15 protein-coding genes and 3 tRNA genes are annotated in these 14,539 nt (G+C 61.4%); 15 read left to right on the top strand and 3 right to left on the bottom strand.

The window, feature by feature from the left end; genetic code table 11:
- Positions 1-40 precede the first annotated feature (40 nt).
- The 3 genes from LH365_RS07530 to LH365_RS07540 are packed head-to-tail and all read left to right on the top strand — an operon-like array spanning position 41 to position 3,220.
- Positions 41-769: a biotin--[acetyl-CoA-carboxylase] ligase gene (locus LH365_RS07530; protein WP_226743056.1), complete on the top strand. Its 729-nt coding sequence runs from the start codon at positions 41-43 to the stop codon at positions 767-769.
- The gene (locus LH365_RS07535) at positions 766-1,554 is read left to right on the top strand and encodes a type III pantothenate kinase (RefSeq protein ID WP_226745459.1); all 789 of its coding nucleotides are present in this window, start codon (positions 766-768) and stop codon (positions 1,552-1,554) included. The genes LH365_RS07530 and LH365_RS07535 overlap by 4 nt, the downstream gene beginning before the upstream one ends.
- Positions 1,547-3,220: a ribonuclease J gene (locus tag LH365_RS07540; protein WP_226743057.1), complete on the top strand. Its 1,674-nt coding sequence runs from the start codon at positions 1,547-1,549 to the stop codon at positions 3,218-3,220. Before LH365_RS07535 ends, LH365_RS07540 begins: the two co-directional genes overlap by 8 nt.
- Positions 3,221-3,420: 200 nt before the next feature.
- Here the strand turns inward: LH365_RS07540 and phaC are convergent, their stop codons facing one another.
- Complete coding sequence (phaC, locus tag LH365_RS07545; protein WP_226743058.1) at positions 3,421-5,433, bottom strand: class I poly(R)-hydroxyalkanoic acid synthase; 2,013 nt, start codon at positions 5,431-5,433, stop codon at positions 3,421-3,423.
- A gap of 192 nt (positions 5,434-5,625) precedes the next feature.
- Between phaC and LH365_RS07550 the strand changes: the two genes are divergently transcribed.
- The 11 genes from LH365_RS07550 (at position 5,626) to LH365_RS07600 (ending at position 12,709) form a co-directional block, all read left to right on the top strand.
- Positions 5,626-6,021, top strand: coding sequence for a hypothetical protein (locus LH365_RS07550; RefSeq protein WP_226743059.1), 396 nt, complete (start codon positions 5,626-5,628; stop codon positions 6,019-6,021).
- A gap of 31 nt (positions 6,022-6,052) precedes the next feature.
- Positions 6,053-7,036 carry a class II fructose-bisphosphatase gene (glpX, locus tag LH365_RS07555; RefSeq protein WP_226743060.1) on the top strand — a complete coding sequence of 328 codons (984 nt, stop codon included), beginning with the start codon at positions 6,053-6,055 and terminating at the stop codon, positions 7,034-7,036.
- 6 nt (positions 7,037-7,042) lie between these two features.
- On the top strand, positions 7,043-8,920 hold the full coding sequence (recJ, locus tag LH365_RS07560; protein WP_226743061.1) for a single-stranded-DNA-specific exonuclease RecJ: 1,878 nt from the start codon (positions 7,043-7,045) through the stop codon (positions 8,918-8,920).
- 68 nt (positions 8,921-8,988) lie between these two features.
- Positions 8,989-9,063, top strand: a tRNA-Glu gene (locus tag LH365_RS07565).
- 26 nt (positions 9,064-9,089) lie between these two features.
- Positions 9,090-9,164, top strand: a tRNA-Glu gene (locus tag LH365_RS07570).
- 261 nt (positions 9,165-9,425) lie between these two features.
- The gene (locus tag LH365_RS07575; RefSeq protein ID WP_226743062.1) at positions 9,426-9,986 is read left to right on the top strand and encodes a cold-shock protein; all 561 of its coding nucleotides are present in this window, start codon (positions 9,426-9,428) and stop codon (positions 9,984-9,986) included.
- Between the two features lie 173 nt (positions 9,987-10,159).
- The gene (locus LH365_RS07580) at positions 10,160-10,918 is read left to right on the top strand and encodes a glutaminyl-peptide cyclotransferase (RefSeq protein ID WP_226743063.1); all 759 of its coding nucleotides are present in this window, start codon (positions 10,160-10,162) and stop codon (positions 10,916-10,918) included.
- The gene (locus LH365_RS07585) at positions 10,905-11,393 is read left to right on the top strand and encodes a DUF192 domain-containing protein (RefSeq protein ID WP_226743064.1); all 489 of its coding nucleotides are present in this window, start codon (positions 10,905-10,907) and stop codon (positions 11,391-11,393) included. Before LH365_RS07580 ends, LH365_RS07585 begins: the two co-directional genes overlap by 14 nt.
- A gap of 89 nt (positions 11,394-11,482) precedes the next feature.
- Positions 11,483-11,559, top strand: a tRNA-Pro gene (locus tag LH365_RS07590).
- A 251-nt stretch (positions 11,560-11,810) separates the two neighbouring features.
- Positions 11,811-12,329: an ATPase gene (locus tag LH365_RS07595; RefSeq protein ID WP_226743065.1), complete on the top strand. Its 519-nt coding sequence runs from the start codon at positions 11,811-11,813 to the stop codon at positions 12,327-12,329.
- A gap of 17 nt (positions 12,330-12,346) precedes the next feature.
- Positions 12,347-12,709 carry a hypothetical protein gene (locus LH365_RS07600; protein ID WP_226743066.1) on the top strand — a complete coding sequence of 121 codons (363 nt, stop codon included), beginning with the start codon at positions 12,347-12,349 and terminating at the stop codon, positions 12,707-12,709.
- Positions 12,710-12,775: 66 nt separating this feature from the next.
- Here LH365_RS07600 and LH365_RS07605 read toward each other — a convergent pair whose 3' ends face one another.
- Complete coding sequence (locus LH365_RS07605; RefSeq protein WP_226743067.1) at positions 12,776-13,009, bottom strand: DUF2842 domain-containing protein; 234 nt, start codon at positions 13,007-13,009, stop codon at positions 12,776-12,778.
- A gap of 13 nt (positions 13,010-13,022) precedes the next feature.
- Entirely contained in the window at positions 13,023-13,292 is a 270-nt protein-coding gene (locus LH365_RS07610) for a transglycosylase (protein ID WP_226743068.1), read from the bottom strand.
- A gap of 235 nt (positions 13,293-13,527) precedes the next feature.
- Between LH365_RS07610 and LH365_RS07615 the strand changes: the two genes are divergently transcribed.
- Complete coding sequence (locus LH365_RS07615; protein ID WP_255606733.1) at positions 13,528-14,502, top strand: COX15/CtaA family protein; 975 nt, start codon at positions 13,528-13,530, stop codon at positions 14,500-14,502.
- Positions 14,503-14,539 lie beyond the last annotated feature (37 nt).

Consider the following 14,539-nt stretch of genomic DNA (forward strand, 5'->3'; position numbering starts at 1 on the left):
CTTCCGGGGTGCAGGGGTCTTAGACCCCTGCATTTCTTTTATGACCCTTATCGACCTTTACGACGCCCTGCCATCGACCCAAACCGAAGCCTTAAACCGGCTGCGGGCGGGGGATCGCGGCCCGCGCTGGATACGCGCGGAGCGGCAAACGGCGGGGCAGGGACGCATGGGGCGTCAGTGGGACGGACCGTCAGGCAATCTGATGGCGTCCTGGTACGGCGTGCTACCGGTCGAGATGCGGCGGGTGACCCAACTGTCCTTCGTGACGGCTCTGGCGGTTACCGACACGATCCGCCCCCTGTTGAGCGCCCCCGATCCGCTGAAGATCAAATGGCCCAATGACGTGCTGTATAATGGGCGCAAGCTGGGCGGCATCCTCGTCCAGAGCGAAAGCCTCGACGACGGGCTGGGCATCGTCATCGGCATCGGCGTCAATGTGGCCGAGGCGCCCGATGTGCAGACCTATGGCACGGCAGCGGTCAATGCCCTGACCGACCGACCCCGGACACTCGAAACCGTGTTGAAAGCGCTCGACGCAGCGCTGACGCAACGACTGGCGGAATGGCTGAAGAATGGTTTTGAAGTCACAGCCGCCCAGTGGTGGGATCAGGCCTATGGCCGTGATCGCGCCTGTCTGATAGAGCAGAACGATCAGGCCCTGACGGGGACGATTCTCGGCCTTGATGAATTCGGCGCACTGCGCGTCAGGGACCAGGACGGCAAGATCCATGCGATCGCCAGCGGTTCCGTCAAGTATCCGGAGGCCTGATGCTGCTTGCCATCGAACAGGGCAATACCAACACGCTGTTCGCCGTGCACGACGGTGAGAACTGGCGCGCGCAATGGCGCACGGCGACGGAATCGACGCGCACGGCCGATGAATACGCCGTCTGGCTCTATCAGCTCCTTCAGATGAACGGTCTCGACTTCAGCCAGATCGAGGACTGCATCATCTCATCGGTCGTGCCGCAGTCCCTGTTCAACTTGCGCAAGCTGGCCCAGCGATATTTTCAGAAAACGCCCTATGTCATCGGCGACAATACCCACCTCGGCATCCAGGTCCGCATCGACAAACCGTCAGAGGCCGGGGCGGACCGTCTGGTCAACACGGTCGGCGCGTGGATCAAGTACGGCGGGCCGCTGATCGTCATCGATTCCGGCACGGCGACGACCTTCGACGTGGTGGCGGCCGACGGCGCGCTGGAAGGCACGGCTATCGCGCCCGGCATCAATCTGTCGGTTCAGGCCCTGCATCAGGCCGCGGCCAAGCTGCCGCGCATTGCGATCGAGCGCCCGGCGCACTATATCGGCAAGGACACGGTCAGCGCCATGCAATCGGGCATTTTCTGGGGCTATATGGGCCTTATCGAATATCTGACCGACAAGATTCAGGCCGAATACGGTCAACCCATGACGGTCGTGGCGACCGGCGGCGTTGCGTCGCTGTTCGAAGGCGCGACCGACCGCATCCATCATTTCGATCCCGATCTTACGCTGCGGGGTCTGCTCGAAATCTATCAGCGTACCCTCTTAAACAAAAAGAAAAATGAGTAAGAACAAGAACCAAGACGAACTGGTGTTTCTGCCGCTGGGCGGCTCGAACGAAATCGGTATGAACCTCAATGCCTACGGCTTCGGGCCGGAGCATGACCGCAAATGGATTCTGGTCGATGTAGGTGTGACCTTCGGCGACCTGACCACGCCCGGTATCGAAGTCATCGTGCCCGATCCCAAATTCCTCGAAGGCGAGGAGATTCTGGGCGTCATCCTGACCCACGCCCACGAAGACCATATCGGGGCGCTTGGCTGGCTGTGGGACCGTATTAAGGCGCCGCTCTACGCCACGCCCTTCACCGCCTTCCTGATCCGCGAAAAGCTGCGCGAGGCCGGGGTCGAAAACTTTGATCTGACCGAGGTGCCGCTGGGTGGCAAGGTGCATCTGGGGCCGTTCGAGGTCGACTATATCACCATCACCCACTCGATCCCGGAGCCCAACGGGCTGGCCATCCGGACTCCGCTTGGCACCGTCCTGCACACCGGCGACTGGAAGATCGATCCGGACCCCATCACCGGTAAGCCCACCGACATCAGCGCCATCATGGCGCTGGGCGATGAGGGCGTGCTGGCCATGGTCTGCGACTCGACCAACGTCTTCGTGGACGGGCAGGCGGGTTCCGAAGCCGATGTGAAGGTCGCGCTTGAACAAGTCATCCGTACACTGAAGGGTCGCGTCGCCGTGGCCTGCTTCGCCTCGAACGTCGCGCGGATGGACAGCGTCATCCGTGCCGCCGAAGCCTGCGGCCGTTCGGTCTGCCTCGTGGGTCGCTCGATGCACCGCATGTCGGCCGCGGCCAAGGCGGTCGGCCTGATGAAGGGCATCCAGGAATTCGTCTCCGAAGCCGACGCCGCCAAGATGAAGGACACCGAAGTCCTCTATCTCTGCACCGGTTCGCAAGGCGAACCGCGCGCCGCCCTGTCGCGCATCGCCGATGGCAACCACCCGCTGGTGCGCCTGGGTGCCGGCGATTCCTGCATCTTCTCCTCGCGCGTCATTCCCGGGAACGAAATCGGTATCCGCAGCCTGCAGAACCGCCTGTCGGATCTCGGCGTGGAAATCCATACCGAGAAGGATCACCCCGGCATTCACGTCTCCGGCCACCCGTGCCGCGACGAACTGAAGCAGATGTATGCCTGGGCCCGCCCCAGGATTGCCATTCCAACCCACGGTGAGCGCCGCCACCTGCAAAAGCACGCCGCTCTGGCCGCCGAAATCGGCATCCCCGAACAGGTCGTGCTGCGCAATGGCGACATGGTGCGCCTCGCGCCCGGCAAGCCCGAAATCATCGACGAAGTGCCTTCGGGCCGTCTGTTCGTCGACGGCGGTATGTTGGTCCCCGAAGCCTCCGAAGCCCTGCGCGAACGCCGCCACGCCGCCCATAACGGCATGCTGTTTGTCTCTTTCGCCCTGAGCAGCAAGAACCAGTTGGCGTCTTACGTCGAGGTACGTGGGCTGGGTCTGGCCTTCGAAGACGAGGACAGCATTTCCGATCAGTTGGAAAAGCTGTGCGATATCGCCGAAAAGGCCGTGCAGAAGCTGTCCCGCGAAGAGCGCGACGACGATCAGACCGTCGAAACCGCCGTGGCGCGCGTACTGAAAAAGGCCGCGCAAAATACCTGGGGCCGGAGACCGATCGTCGAGACGATTATTCTGAGGTTGTAAAGTGTGAAAGACGCAGGGGCCACGGGCCCCTGCACCCCCGATATGTTCGTGCGCAAACGGTAGGGGTTGTGCGCGTGACGGGCAGGTTTAATGGGGGCGAAGCCCCCCTTTTTCATGCCCAATGCGCACTGACTGCGCCATTTACGCGCCCGCTCAGGGGGTGTGGGGCCTGTGGCCCCACGATCTTCAAGGCTTTAAATCTACGATTTCACCATCACATAAGAGCCCGGCGCGTCCATATCCGGCTTGAACTTGCCCTTGGACGGATCGCGGGCGGCGACCATCGGGCCGGACTTATCGTGCAGCCATTGGGCCCAGTATTCCCACCACGAGCCCTTGTGCTCGACGGCGTCTTTTTGCCAGGCCTCAAGTGTTTCGGGCAAGCCCCTGGCATTACTCAGTTCGTTGATCCAGTGCTGGTACTTCTGGGCGGCGGGCGGGTTGACGACGCCGGCGATGTGGCCGGAGCCCGCCATGACGAAGGTGACGGGGCCGCCGAACAGACGTGCGGATTTGAACACCGAACCGGGCGGGGCGATATGGTCTTCGCGGCCGGACTGTTCGAAGACGGGAATCTTGACGTTTTTCAGGTCTATATCGACGCCGCCGATAGTGAGCTTGCCCTGAGAGAGGGCGTTCTCGTTATAGAATTTGCGCAGATAGTACATGTGCAGCGCCTTGGGCATCCGCGTCTGGTCGGCATTCCAGCACAGGAGATCGAAGGCGGTCAGGTCCTTGCCCATCAGGTAGTTGTTGACGAAGAAGGACCAGACGAGGTCGTTGGCGCGGAGTGAATTGAAGGTGTCGGCCATGGCGGCGCCGGGCAGGACGCCACCGGCGGCGTCCATCTGACGCTCAAGCTCTTTCAGCCAGCTTTCGTTGGTGAAGAGGAGCAGGTCCCCGGCTTCGGAAAAATCGTGCTGGGCGGTGAAGAAGGTGGCGGACGAGACGCTGTCGTCGCCCTTGGCCGCCATATGGGCCAGCGCCACGCCCAGAAGCGTGCCGCCGATGCAGTAGCCGACCGTATTGACCTTGGGCGCGCCGGTCTGTTCGCGGACCAGCGACACGGCCTTGTGGATGCCGCCGAACATATAGTCTTCGAAGGTGACGTCCTTCAGTTCGGCGCCGGGATTGACCCACGAGACGACGAAGACGGAAAAGCCCTGATCGGTCAGCCACTTGATCAGTGAGTTTTTCGATTGCAGGTCGAGAATATAGTATTTGTTGATCCACGGCGGGAAGATGAGCAGCGGCGTTTCGCGCACTTCGTCCGTAGTCGGATTAAATTGCAAAAGTTCGAACAGCGGGCCGCGCCATACGACCTTGCCCGGCGTCGTGGCGACGTTTTCGCCGACCTTGAAGTGGGCGTAGTCGGCCTGAGAGATTTTCAGCTTGCCGTCGCCGCGCGCCAGATCGTCGGCGAACTTCTGCATCCCCTTGACGAGGCTTTCGCCGTTCGATGCGATCAGGGTGTCGAGCGCCGCAGGGTTGGACAGCAGGAAGTTGGACGGCGAGAAGGCGTCGGTAACCAGTTTCGTGAAAAATTCGGCGCGGCGTTTGTGCAACGGATCGACGCCTTCGACTGACGAGACGAGGTTGTTGAGCCAGGTCGAGGACAGCAGATACGATTTGCGCATCATGTCGAAGACGAGATTCTGCTGCCAGCGCGGGTCGGCGAAACGCTTGTCCCTGGGGCTGGTGTCTTCTTCGGTTTCGACGCCCAGCGTGCGGCGGGTCATTTCGGCCCACAACGACATGTAACCGGTCATCAGGTCGGTCTGGGCCTCGATGACCTTTTCCGGGTTCTGGGCCAGCGAAGTCATGACGCTGGTCATGGCGGGGCCGACCTGAAACGGGTCGCCATTGGTCCCGCCATTGAAGTCGGGTTGTTTGAGGACCGCGGTCGCCAGGGCGGTCTGGGCGGTGATGGCGGCCTTGGCGAGATTGATCGACAGGTCCTCCATCGCTTTCATCTGCTCGGCATCGAAGGCGCGTTCCGGATCGGGGCCGGCGTGAGCGTTGTGCTGAGATCGACCGGCCGCGGGTTTTTCCACGGGCGGCGCCGCTTTCGGGGCGGGTTTGGCGGCTGGCTTTTTAGGAGGCGGGGCCTTGACCGGAGCAGGGGCTTCTGCGGCCACGTCGCGCTTTTTCGGCGGAACGGCCTTGCGGGTTTTCGCCTTGGAAACGGTTTTCTCGGTCGCTTTTTCAGTCATGGGGCCCTCCGCGAGTCGCGTCCTCGGTGTTTTTTCTAACCCGCTTCAGGCGGCTTTGCGCCACAATTTTCGCTGTATAATGTGCAACATCGCGTTATGACGTGTTTTAGGGCTGTTCAGGCCGGACAAAGTTTGCTCTTGATCTGGCCCGGTTTTTCGACCATCGGACGCCTTCGCCTGCGGAGCCTCGCCATGAATAAGCGGTCAGCGATCAAAACGATCCTCTTGCCCGGTCTTGTACTGGGGGCTTTCGCTGTGCCCGCTTCGGCTCAGGATGTCGGCGCTCCGCGCGTCTATGACGATTTTCCGAAATGGTCGCAGTTTCCGCCGCCGCCGACCGATGTGCCGACGCCGGCACAGATCAGGCAGCAGGTGGTCGCGCTCAAGGCGACGGCCGTCAATCTTCAGCGGACCGCCGATGCGCTCCCGTGGGAGTTGAAAGAGCCCGACGCCATGGCCGCGTCGGCCAAGGCGAAGATCGACCCCGTACTGGGCGCACCGGTTGAGACCGGCGTGGACAACGCCGCCACCGAAACCATGGCCGCGCGTCTGCGCGCGCGGGCTACGCCGCCCCCCGTGGCGAAATAAATCAAAAATACAAGACGACAGGGAATTGAGTATGTCTCAGACGGGTTTCGCCCAAGCGGGTTTCGACCTTGGCCTTGAAATCGTTCGCGTAGCCGAAGAGGCCGCGATCGCGGCGCACGGCTGGATCGGCAAGGGCGACGAGAAGGCGGCGGATCAGGCGGCGGTGGACGCCATGCGCTCGGCGCTGAACGCCATCGAGATGGACGGCCGCATCGTCATCGGCGAAGGCGAGCGCGACGAGGCCCCGATGCTGTTCATCGGCGAGACGGTAGGCACGGGTAAGGGCCCGGCTATCGATATCGCGCTCGATCCGCTGGAAGGCACGACGCTCGCCGCCAAGGCGATGAACAATGCCCTGACCGTGGTGGCCTTTGCGCCGCGCGGCGGTCTGCTGCACGCGCCGGACACCTATATGGACAAGATCGCCATCGGGCCGGGTTACCCCGAAGGCGTGGTCGATCTCGACGCCAGCCCGGAAGAGAATGTGAAGGTCTTGGCCGCCGCCAAGGGCGTGGACGTGTCGGAAATCGTCGCCTGCGTGCTGGATCGTCCGCGTCACGACCGCATCATCGCCTCGCTGCGCAAGGCCGGGGCGCGCGTGTATCTGATCACCGATGGCGATGTCGCGGGCGTCTTTCATACGGCGCAACCCGAAACCGGCATCGACATCTATCTGGGATCGGGCGGCGCGCCCGAAGGCGTGCTGGCGGCGGCGGCGCTGAAATGCGTCGGCGGACAGTTCCAGGGCCGGCTGGTCTTCCGTAACGACGATGAGCGCCAGCGCGCCCAGCGTCTGGGCATTACCGATTTCGACCGTAAATACAGCCTGAACGAACTGGTGTCGTCGGATGTCGTCTTCGTCGCCACCGGCGTCACGCCCGGCGCGCTGCTGGACGGGGTGCACAAGGAGATGACGCCGAGCGGTGACGTCTTCATCAGCACCGAAAGTCTGGTGATGATTTCGCGGACTCAGACTATCCGTAAACTCTATATGCGTCGTCCCCTCAATCCGTGATGTCCAATGCCCGATGATCCCCGCCACGACCCGACCGATCTGACGCCCTTTCTGGGGGTAGACAGCTCGGTCACAGGACGGTTGTGGGTGGATCGGCGCGACAGCCAGCGCGTCGGCCATCACGAACTGCGCCAGATCAGTCAGCAGATCGCGCTCAAGGGCCTGATGGAGGAGGCCTTTGTCGAGCCGGTGGCGCGGTCTATCGCCGGACGTGGCGTGACGGCGGCGGGGCTGGAGGATTATCTGCGTCCAACGCTCAAGGCCCTGTTCCCAGATCCGGACGGCTTTATGGACATGCCGCAGGCGGTGACGGCCATTCTCGACGCGCTTCAGGCCAAACAGAAGATCTATGTCTTCGCCGATTACGACGTGGACGGAGCCACATCGGCAGCGCAACTGGTGCGTTGGTTCCGCCACATGGGCCACGAACTGAGCGTCTATGTGCCCGACCGGATGCTGGAAGGCTATGGACCGTCGGAAAAGGCTTTCGACCGCCTCAAGGCCGAGGGGGCGGATCTGGTCATCACCGTCGATTGCGGGGCCTCGGCCCACCGGGCGCTGGACTATGCCGCGCGCATCGGCCTCGAAGTGGTGGTGATCGATCACCACATCATGCGCGAAGACCCGCCGAAATGCCGCGCGGTCGTCAATCCCAACCGTCCGGGCTGCACCTCGGCCCAGGGCAATCTGGCGGCCGCGGGTGTGGTGTTCGTGGTGCTGGCGGCGCTCAACCGCGAGGCCGAAAAGCGCGGTCTTTTCGCCGATCGTCCGCGGCCCGACCTGACCAAATGGCTCGATCTGGCCGCACTGGGCGCCATCTGCGATGTGACGGCGCTCAGCGGCTTCAACCGCGCGCTGGCGGCGCAGGGTCTCAAGGTCATGTCGCGGCTGGAAAATCCCGGCATCCGGGCCCTGATGCAGGTCGCCGGCGGCGAGCCCAAGGACGCGGCCAGGGCCCAGAATACTTTAATGGGGGTGTTCCATTCGGGTTTCGTGCTGGGGCCGCGTATCAATGCCGGCGGACGTATCGGCCGCGCCGATCTGGGCGTGCGGCTGTTGTCCACCGACGATGCGGACGAAGCGGCGGCGCTGGCGCAGGAACTGGACGACCTCAACAAGACGCGGCGCGATGTCGAGGCCGCCGTACAGGAGCAGGCGCTGGCCATTGCTGATGCCAGGGGGCTGGTCACCGCCGACGACCACGTCATTATCGTCGCCCACGAAGACTGGCACCCCGGCGTTATCGGCATAGTGGCGGGGCGTCTGCGCGAACGCTGGCACAAGCCGGTCATCGTCATCGGTATCGATCCGGTGACGGGCATCGGCAAGGGGTCGGGCCGTTCGCAGGCCGGGATCAATCTGGGGCAGGGGGTCACGGCGGCCTTCGAGAGCGGTTTGCTTCTGTCGGGCGGCGGGCACGCCATGGCCGCGGGGCTGAGCATCGATGCCGGGCGTATCGACGAACTGCGCGCCTTCCTCAATGCTCACGTCGCCAATTCCACCGTAGAGGCCGACCGCAAGGACCGTCTGGAAATTGACGCGGCCCTGAGTGCGGCCACCTGCACGCGGGCCCTGCTCGACCGTTTCGAGATTATGGCGCCGTTCGGACAGGGCAATCCCGAGCCGATGTTCGTCCTGCCCGGGATGCGGGTCGGCTACGCCTCCGCGCTTAAAGGCGGGCATGTGCGCTGCGACCTGATCGATGAAAGCGGCAAGCGGCTCAAGGCCATCGCCTGGCGCGCGCAGGATACCGCCGTGGGGGCGGCGCTGCTCAATCCGGCCGGCGCGATTCATGTGGCGGGCCGTCTGAAACCCGATGACTATATGGGCCGCAACGGCGTGCAGTTCGAAATCGAGGATATCGCGCACATATTCACAAGTTGACGCGATATTGCCGAAAATAGCGCTTGCAACGAACAATCCGTGACGCTATCAAGCGCACCTCTTGACGCGGTCCCTTCGTCTATCGGTTAGGACGTCAGGTTTTCAACCTGAAAAGAGGGGTTCGACTCCCCTAGGGACTGCCAGTCAGGACTATATGCGACGCACATGCGGTCCCTTCGTCTATCGGTTAGGACGTCAGGTTTTCAACCTGAAAAGAGGGGTTCGACTCCCCTAGGGACTGCCACCGTCGTTCGCGAATTTTTCCCCGGAAACGTGTATTACATAGCGCCTGACCCCAGGCCGGGTTACTGTGTCAATTCGGCAATATGCAGCCACACGCTGCGCGAGAAGAAGAAAATACCACTTTTTTACTCGCAATAAGCGATTTTTTCGCTTATCCTCTCAAAAAAGAGAGGGGCAGTGGCGCATTGGCGCTGCCCATTTAAAAATATCCATGTTATAGTTGCGCTCGCATGGTAGTTTGTTTGTGGGCTTGGTGAGGAATATGAGTTTGTACGATTACGGAAAGAATAGCGAGGCGGAAGACGTTAAGGCCATTTCCGGTCGTGTGAAATGGTTCGATGCCGGCAAAGGTTACGGCTTCATCGTTCCGCAATCCCCCGATTTGACCAGCATGCGCGATGTCCTGCTGCACGTATCCGCTTTGCGCGACATGGGGCGTGACATGGCCCACGAAGGTGCAGCGATCGAATGCAAGATTGCCAAACGCGCCAAGGGCTGGCAGGTGATTCAGATCGACGCCCTCGAAGAAACCGGCACCGGCCCTGTGCGTGAGGCGCGCGACCCGTCGTCGGTGCGTTCGACCCATAATGTCCAGGCGACGATTGGCGATCTGGAAGCGGCGACCATCAAGTGGTTCAACCGTACCAAGGGTTACGGCTTTGTCGTACGCGGCAACGATCCGACCGACATCTTCATCCATATCGAAACCCTGCGCCGTTTCGGTCTCGAAGACGTTCAGCAGGGCGACACCCTGATGGTCCGCTTCGGCGAAGGCCCCAAGGGTCTGGTGGTGACCGAAGTTCAGCCCAAGGCTCTGGTCTGATACGGTTGAAGAATGGCCTTGAAACGGCCATTGGATCCGACGAATTTCCGACGGAGGTGAGGTTTCTCACCTCCGTTTTCTTTGCACGGGAGAGTCCGGTGAGGGCTGTGTTCAGGGCCGTTGGGTTTTCACTGTGTCTGGCTCTTGCGCCTTTTGCAACCGTGTACGCGCAGGTGGCGGCGAAGGCAGCCACTCCGGCGGAAACGGTCGCGCGGTACGGCTATCGGGTGGTCAAGGTACACCCGCACGATCCTGACGCCTTCACGCAGGGCCTGTTCATGCTGAACGGGCGTCTGTTCGAGAGCACGGGCATGGCCGGGGCGTCGTCGATCCGCGAGGTCGATCTGGAGACCGGCAAGGTTAAACGCCAACGCGATATCGAGCGCCCCTATTTTGCCGAGGGCGTGGCGCCGTGGGGCAACAGCATCGTCGGTTTGACCTGGACGCATGGCAAGGCCTTCGTCTGGGATCGCGAAAGTTTCGCGGCGAAGGGGGAATATACCTATACGGGGGAAGGCTGGGGCCTGACCGGTGACGGCAAGCAATTGATCCTCAGCGATGGCACCGACCGCCTGCGCTTTCTCGATCCGCAGACCTTCAAGGTCACGCGCGAAGTGCCGGTGACCCTGCGCGGCGAGCCGATCGAAATGCTCAATGAACTGGAATATGTACAGGGGCAGGTCTACGCCAATGTCTGGCAGACGGACTATATCGTACGTATCGATCCCGGGGACGGGCGCATCAACGGTATTATAGACCTGAGCGGACTGATGTCGCACGGGCCGGCCATCACGAAGCGCATCGATGTGCTCAATGGCATCGCCTTTGATCCGGTGTCTAAACACCTGCTGGTGACGGGCAAGTACTGGCCGGCCCTGTTCGAGATCGAACTGATCGACAAGGCGACCGGCGCACCCTATGTTTTCCGGTAAAACCATGACCAAGCTATTGAAAATGCTGCCGTTCGCGCTGCTTTTAGCGGCCTGCCAGCCGGGAGCGCCGGCAAAGAGCGCTCTGGAGCCGCTTCAGGTGGTGTCGTCGGCCGGAACCCATGCGTTTCAGGTCGAAATCGCCGACGACGATCAGGAACGCGAGGTGGGCCTGATGAACCGCGACACGCTTGCCGAAGGGCAGGGGATGCTGTTCCTGTTCCCCGATGCGCGCGAGCGGGCCTTCTGGATGAAGAATACGCATATACCGCTTGATATTATTTATATTTCGAAGTCGGGTGAGGTGATTTCGATTCAGAAGAATACCCTGCCGATGAACGAAACGCCGCTGCATTCGTTCGGCCCGGCGGTGGCGGTTCTGGAAATCAATGGCGGTCAGGCGGATGTGCTGGGCATCAAACAGGGCGACCGCATCACCCATCGCTTTTTCGAGGGCAAGGGGCCGATGCCGCAATAATTCAGCATGTCCTGTGGGCTTCGATGAAAACGGCTTGCGGAAGCGCTGACGAAGTGGCATGAAGCGCGCCTTGCCTGCGGGCAGGGTGTCGGGGTGTAGCGCAGCCTGGTAGCGCAGCTGTTTTGGGTGCAGCAGGTCGGAGGTTCGAATCCTCTCGCCCCGACCATCAAAAGAAAAGGGACTGCCCATTAGGGCAGTCCCTTTTCTTTTGATGTTCAGAGCAAGGTTCCAACCGAAAAGAGGTTCGACGGCCAGCGATGATCTTTTTGCCATAGGCATAATGATCACGCGCAGACGCGATGAAGCGAAGCGAAATCAATCCTCTCGCCTGACGCGGACGAGTCACCCCATTTCCTATTTGTAAGATGCGTCCGACCTCACTCCGCGCTATTCTCCCCAATAACCGGGGAAATTGCCATGAAAACCCATCTCATCACTGCCGCTCTATGTCTGCTAGCCGCGCCGGCGCATGCCGATATCGTCGAAGCCTTGCCGCACGGTTTCGAGGTCAAGCACGAACTCGCCATCAATGCCCCGGCCCAAACCGTCTACGACGCCCTGATCCGCCCGCAAGCGTGGTGGAGTCCCTCGCATACCAGGTCAGGGAGCGCCGCCAACCTGTCGCTGGAGGCGCGGGCGGGCGGCTGCTACTGTGAGGCCCTGCCCAAGGGCGGCATGATCGAGCATATGCGCGTCGTGTCGGTTCAGCCGGGTGAAGGCTTGCGGCTGTTTGGTGGTCTAGGGCCGTTGCAGTTTAGCGGCGCTTCGGGCTTTTGGAACCTCACGTTAAAGGAAAAGGATGGGGTGACGACCCTGACCGCCACCTATGATGTCGGCGGCTACGCCAAAGGCGGGTTGGATAAGTGGGCCGGTCCCGTAGACCGGGTTCTGAGTGAGCAATACGGTCGCCTAAAAGTCTTGGCGGAAGCAAAATGAAGCCGGACCGGGGAATATTGCTGACACTGTCCATCATCTCGACATTGACCGGCTGCACCCCCCTGCGCGGACCCCTGACCGGGCCGGAATGGGTCGTCTGGGGCTGTGGCGTCGCGGGGTTTGTTGTCTTCCTGCTGGGCGTCCCCGGCGTGGTGAAAGGCGGGTTTCTGCGCCTTCTGCTGCACGTCCTGATCACCGCCATGCTGGTGACGGCCGCGGGCTGGATGGTCATGCAGGCCCCCAAGGCAGTCGAAGCGCGCGCGGTCATCTGCGGGCTCGGATTGGGGTTGCTTATCGTATGGACGATCTGGGCTGCCAGCGGCTTTGACGTCGGCAAGCCTCCGCCGGATCCGGATGACGATAATTTTCTCAAGCTGTGAAGATTCGCGCGTTAGAGTGGTCGCGCAATTCTTCCGTAAAGTGGTGCCCACTTTATCGGATTGCGCTTAACGCTTCTTGCGCTTGTAGTTTTCTGACCAACTGATGATCGGCAAGACCGGAATGCCCCACAATATGCCGGACAGGCCGTAGAACAGCAGCCGCACGATCTGATTGTCGGGCAGTCTCTGACCGATGCTGGAAATGATCACGACGTACACCGTCAAGAACAGCACGATGCCGACGCAGGCGATCACGCGCCGCACCGGCAGGCTGAGGCTCTTTGCCGCATCCCCGCTCATGTCTTTACCCAAATCATTTCTTCACATTCACCTTTTCGATGGCGCGCGTCAGGTGAAACAGCGCCAGAAGCCCGGCGGAACCCGCCCCCGCAGCCCTGAGAGTCGTGTAGAAGCGATCCGGATAAATATCGAGGATATGGATGAAAAACGTCATCAGGATTGCCCCGAAAATGCCCACAAACATATTGATGATCGCGCTGTAGCGGCTCTTGGTCAGGTTGTTGGCTATCCAGCCGACAATGAACCCCGTCATACCGGCCAGAATCCAGTCCTGGACACTCATTTGTGGAACCTTTCGCATTTTACGTCGCTCATCGCTTGAATTTCACCCCTCCCTGTGGGCAAATCGGCGCGAACGGGCAAAGCCTATTACAGGTTATTTCGCCGCAGTTGAACAGGTCCGCCCGGCGGTACCCAACAATTATTTTCAGTGAGGCGTAACGGTGAGGCTTCCACTCAAATCTCCTTCCGTGGCCATCTGGCTCTATATCGTGGCCGCTCTGGTCGTTTTGATCGTCATGGTCGGCGGTGCGACGCGCCTGACGGGATCAGGCCTGTCGATTACCGAATGGAAGCCGGTGCACGGCGTCGTGCCGCCGCTCAGCGACGCCCAGTGGTCCGAAGAATTCGCCAAATACCAGCAGATACCCCAATTCAAACAGGTCAACGCCAATATGACGGTTGATCAATTCAAGGGCATCTTCTGGTGGGAATGGGGCCATCGCCTGCTGGGTCGTCTGATCGGCGCCGCCGTGCTGATCCCCTTCGTCGTCTTTCTGTTTCTACAGGCTGTTCCCCAAAGACTTATCTGGCGTTGCGCGGTGCTGGTGGGCCTTGTCGGCGTGCAGGGCGCGATCGGCTGGTGGATGGTCCATTCCGGACTGGCCAACCGCGTCGATGTCGCCCCCGAACGCCTGATGACGCACCTCAGTCTGGCGCTGATCATCATGATCTTCGCGCTTTGGACCGCCAACGAAGCCCTGGACGGTCATTCACGCGGACACGGCGCGCCGGGCGGCTGGCAGGCCGCGGTGATCGGTCTGTTCGGTCTGACCTTCCTGCAATCCATGCTGGGCGCTCTGGTCGCCGGCAACGACGCCGGTCTCGTCTACAACGACTGGCCGCTTATGGGCGGACGCGTTTTCCCGCTTGTCGACTATTCCAGGGGCCTGTGGCACGTATTCATCCACGATCAGGGCATGGTGCAGGCCCTGCACCGCTTTAACGCCTACTTCCTGCTGATCTACACGACCGCTCTGGTCCTGTGGCTGTGGCGGCGCTGCATGGACGACGGCATGCGCCTGATTGCCGCCGCTTTCGGCATATTGGTCTGGTGTCAGGCCGCTCTCGGCGTGGCGACGCTGTGGACCAATGTGCATATCGCCTTCGGTCTGCTCCATCAGCTTGGGGCCGTGCTGCTGCTGATTCTGGCGACGCTGCTGATGTGGAAGGTCGCGCGCGCCGATCGCGATTTCCGCCGCCGGAATTTTTAGATTTTAAGAGGGGAGACGCAGGGGCCGCAGACCCCTG

The organism is Asticcacaulis sp. AND118 (assembly GCF_020535245.1).
In the GTDB taxonomy this organism is placed as follows: domain Bacteria; phylum Pseudomonadota; class Alphaproteobacteria; order Caulobacterales; family Caulobacteraceae; genus Asticcacaulis.

Bases quoted from the DNA above. Each gene is read 5' to 3' on its own strand.
- LH365_RS07615 (WP_255606733.1), top strand. From the start codon at position 13,528: ATGGTCGGCGGTGCGACGCGCCTGACGGGATCAGGCCTGTCGATTACC.
- glpX (WP_226743060.1), top strand. From the start codon at position 6,053: ATGTCTCAGACGGGTTTCGCCCAAGCGGGTTTCGACCTTGGCCTTGAA.
- LH365_RS07550 (WP_226743059.1), top strand. From the start codon at position 5,626: ATGAATAAGCGGTCAGCGATCAAAACGATCCTCTTGCCCGGTCTTGTA.
- LH365_RS07530 (WP_226743056.1), top strand. From the start codon at position 41: ATGACCCTTATCGACCTTTACGACGCCCTGCCATCGACCCAAACCGAA.
- LH365_RS07540 (WP_226743057.1), top strand. From the start codon at position 1,547: ATGAGTAAGAACAAGAACCAAGACGAACTGGTGTTTCTGCCGCTGGGC.
- LH365_RS07585 (WP_226743064.1), top strand. From the start codon at position 10,905: ATGTTTTCCGGTAAAACCATGACCAAGCTATTGAAAATGCTGCCGTTC.
- LH365_RS07605 (WP_226743067.1), bottom strand. From the start codon at position 13,009: ATGAGCGGGGATGCGGCAAAGAGCCTCAGCCTGCCGGTGCGGCGCGTG.
- LH365_RS07610 (WP_226743068.1), bottom strand. From the start codon at position 13,292: ATGAGTGTCCAGGACTGGATTCTGGCCGGTATGACGGGGTTCATTGTC.
- recJ (WP_226743061.1), top strand. From the start codon at position 7,043: ATGCCCGATGATCCCCGCCACGACCCGACCGATCTGACGCCCTTTCTG.
- LH365_RS07595 (WP_226743065.1), top strand. From the start codon at position 11,811: ATGAAAACCCATCTCATCACTGCCGCTCTATGTCTGCTAGCCGCGCCG.
- phaC (WP_226743058.1), bottom strand. From the start codon at position 5,433: ATGACTGAAAAAGCGACCGAGAAAACCGTTTCCAAGGCGAAAACCCGC.
- LH365_RS07575 (WP_226743062.1), top strand. From the start codon at position 9,426: ATGAGTTTGTACGATTACGGAAAGAATAGCGAGGCGGAAGACGTTAAG.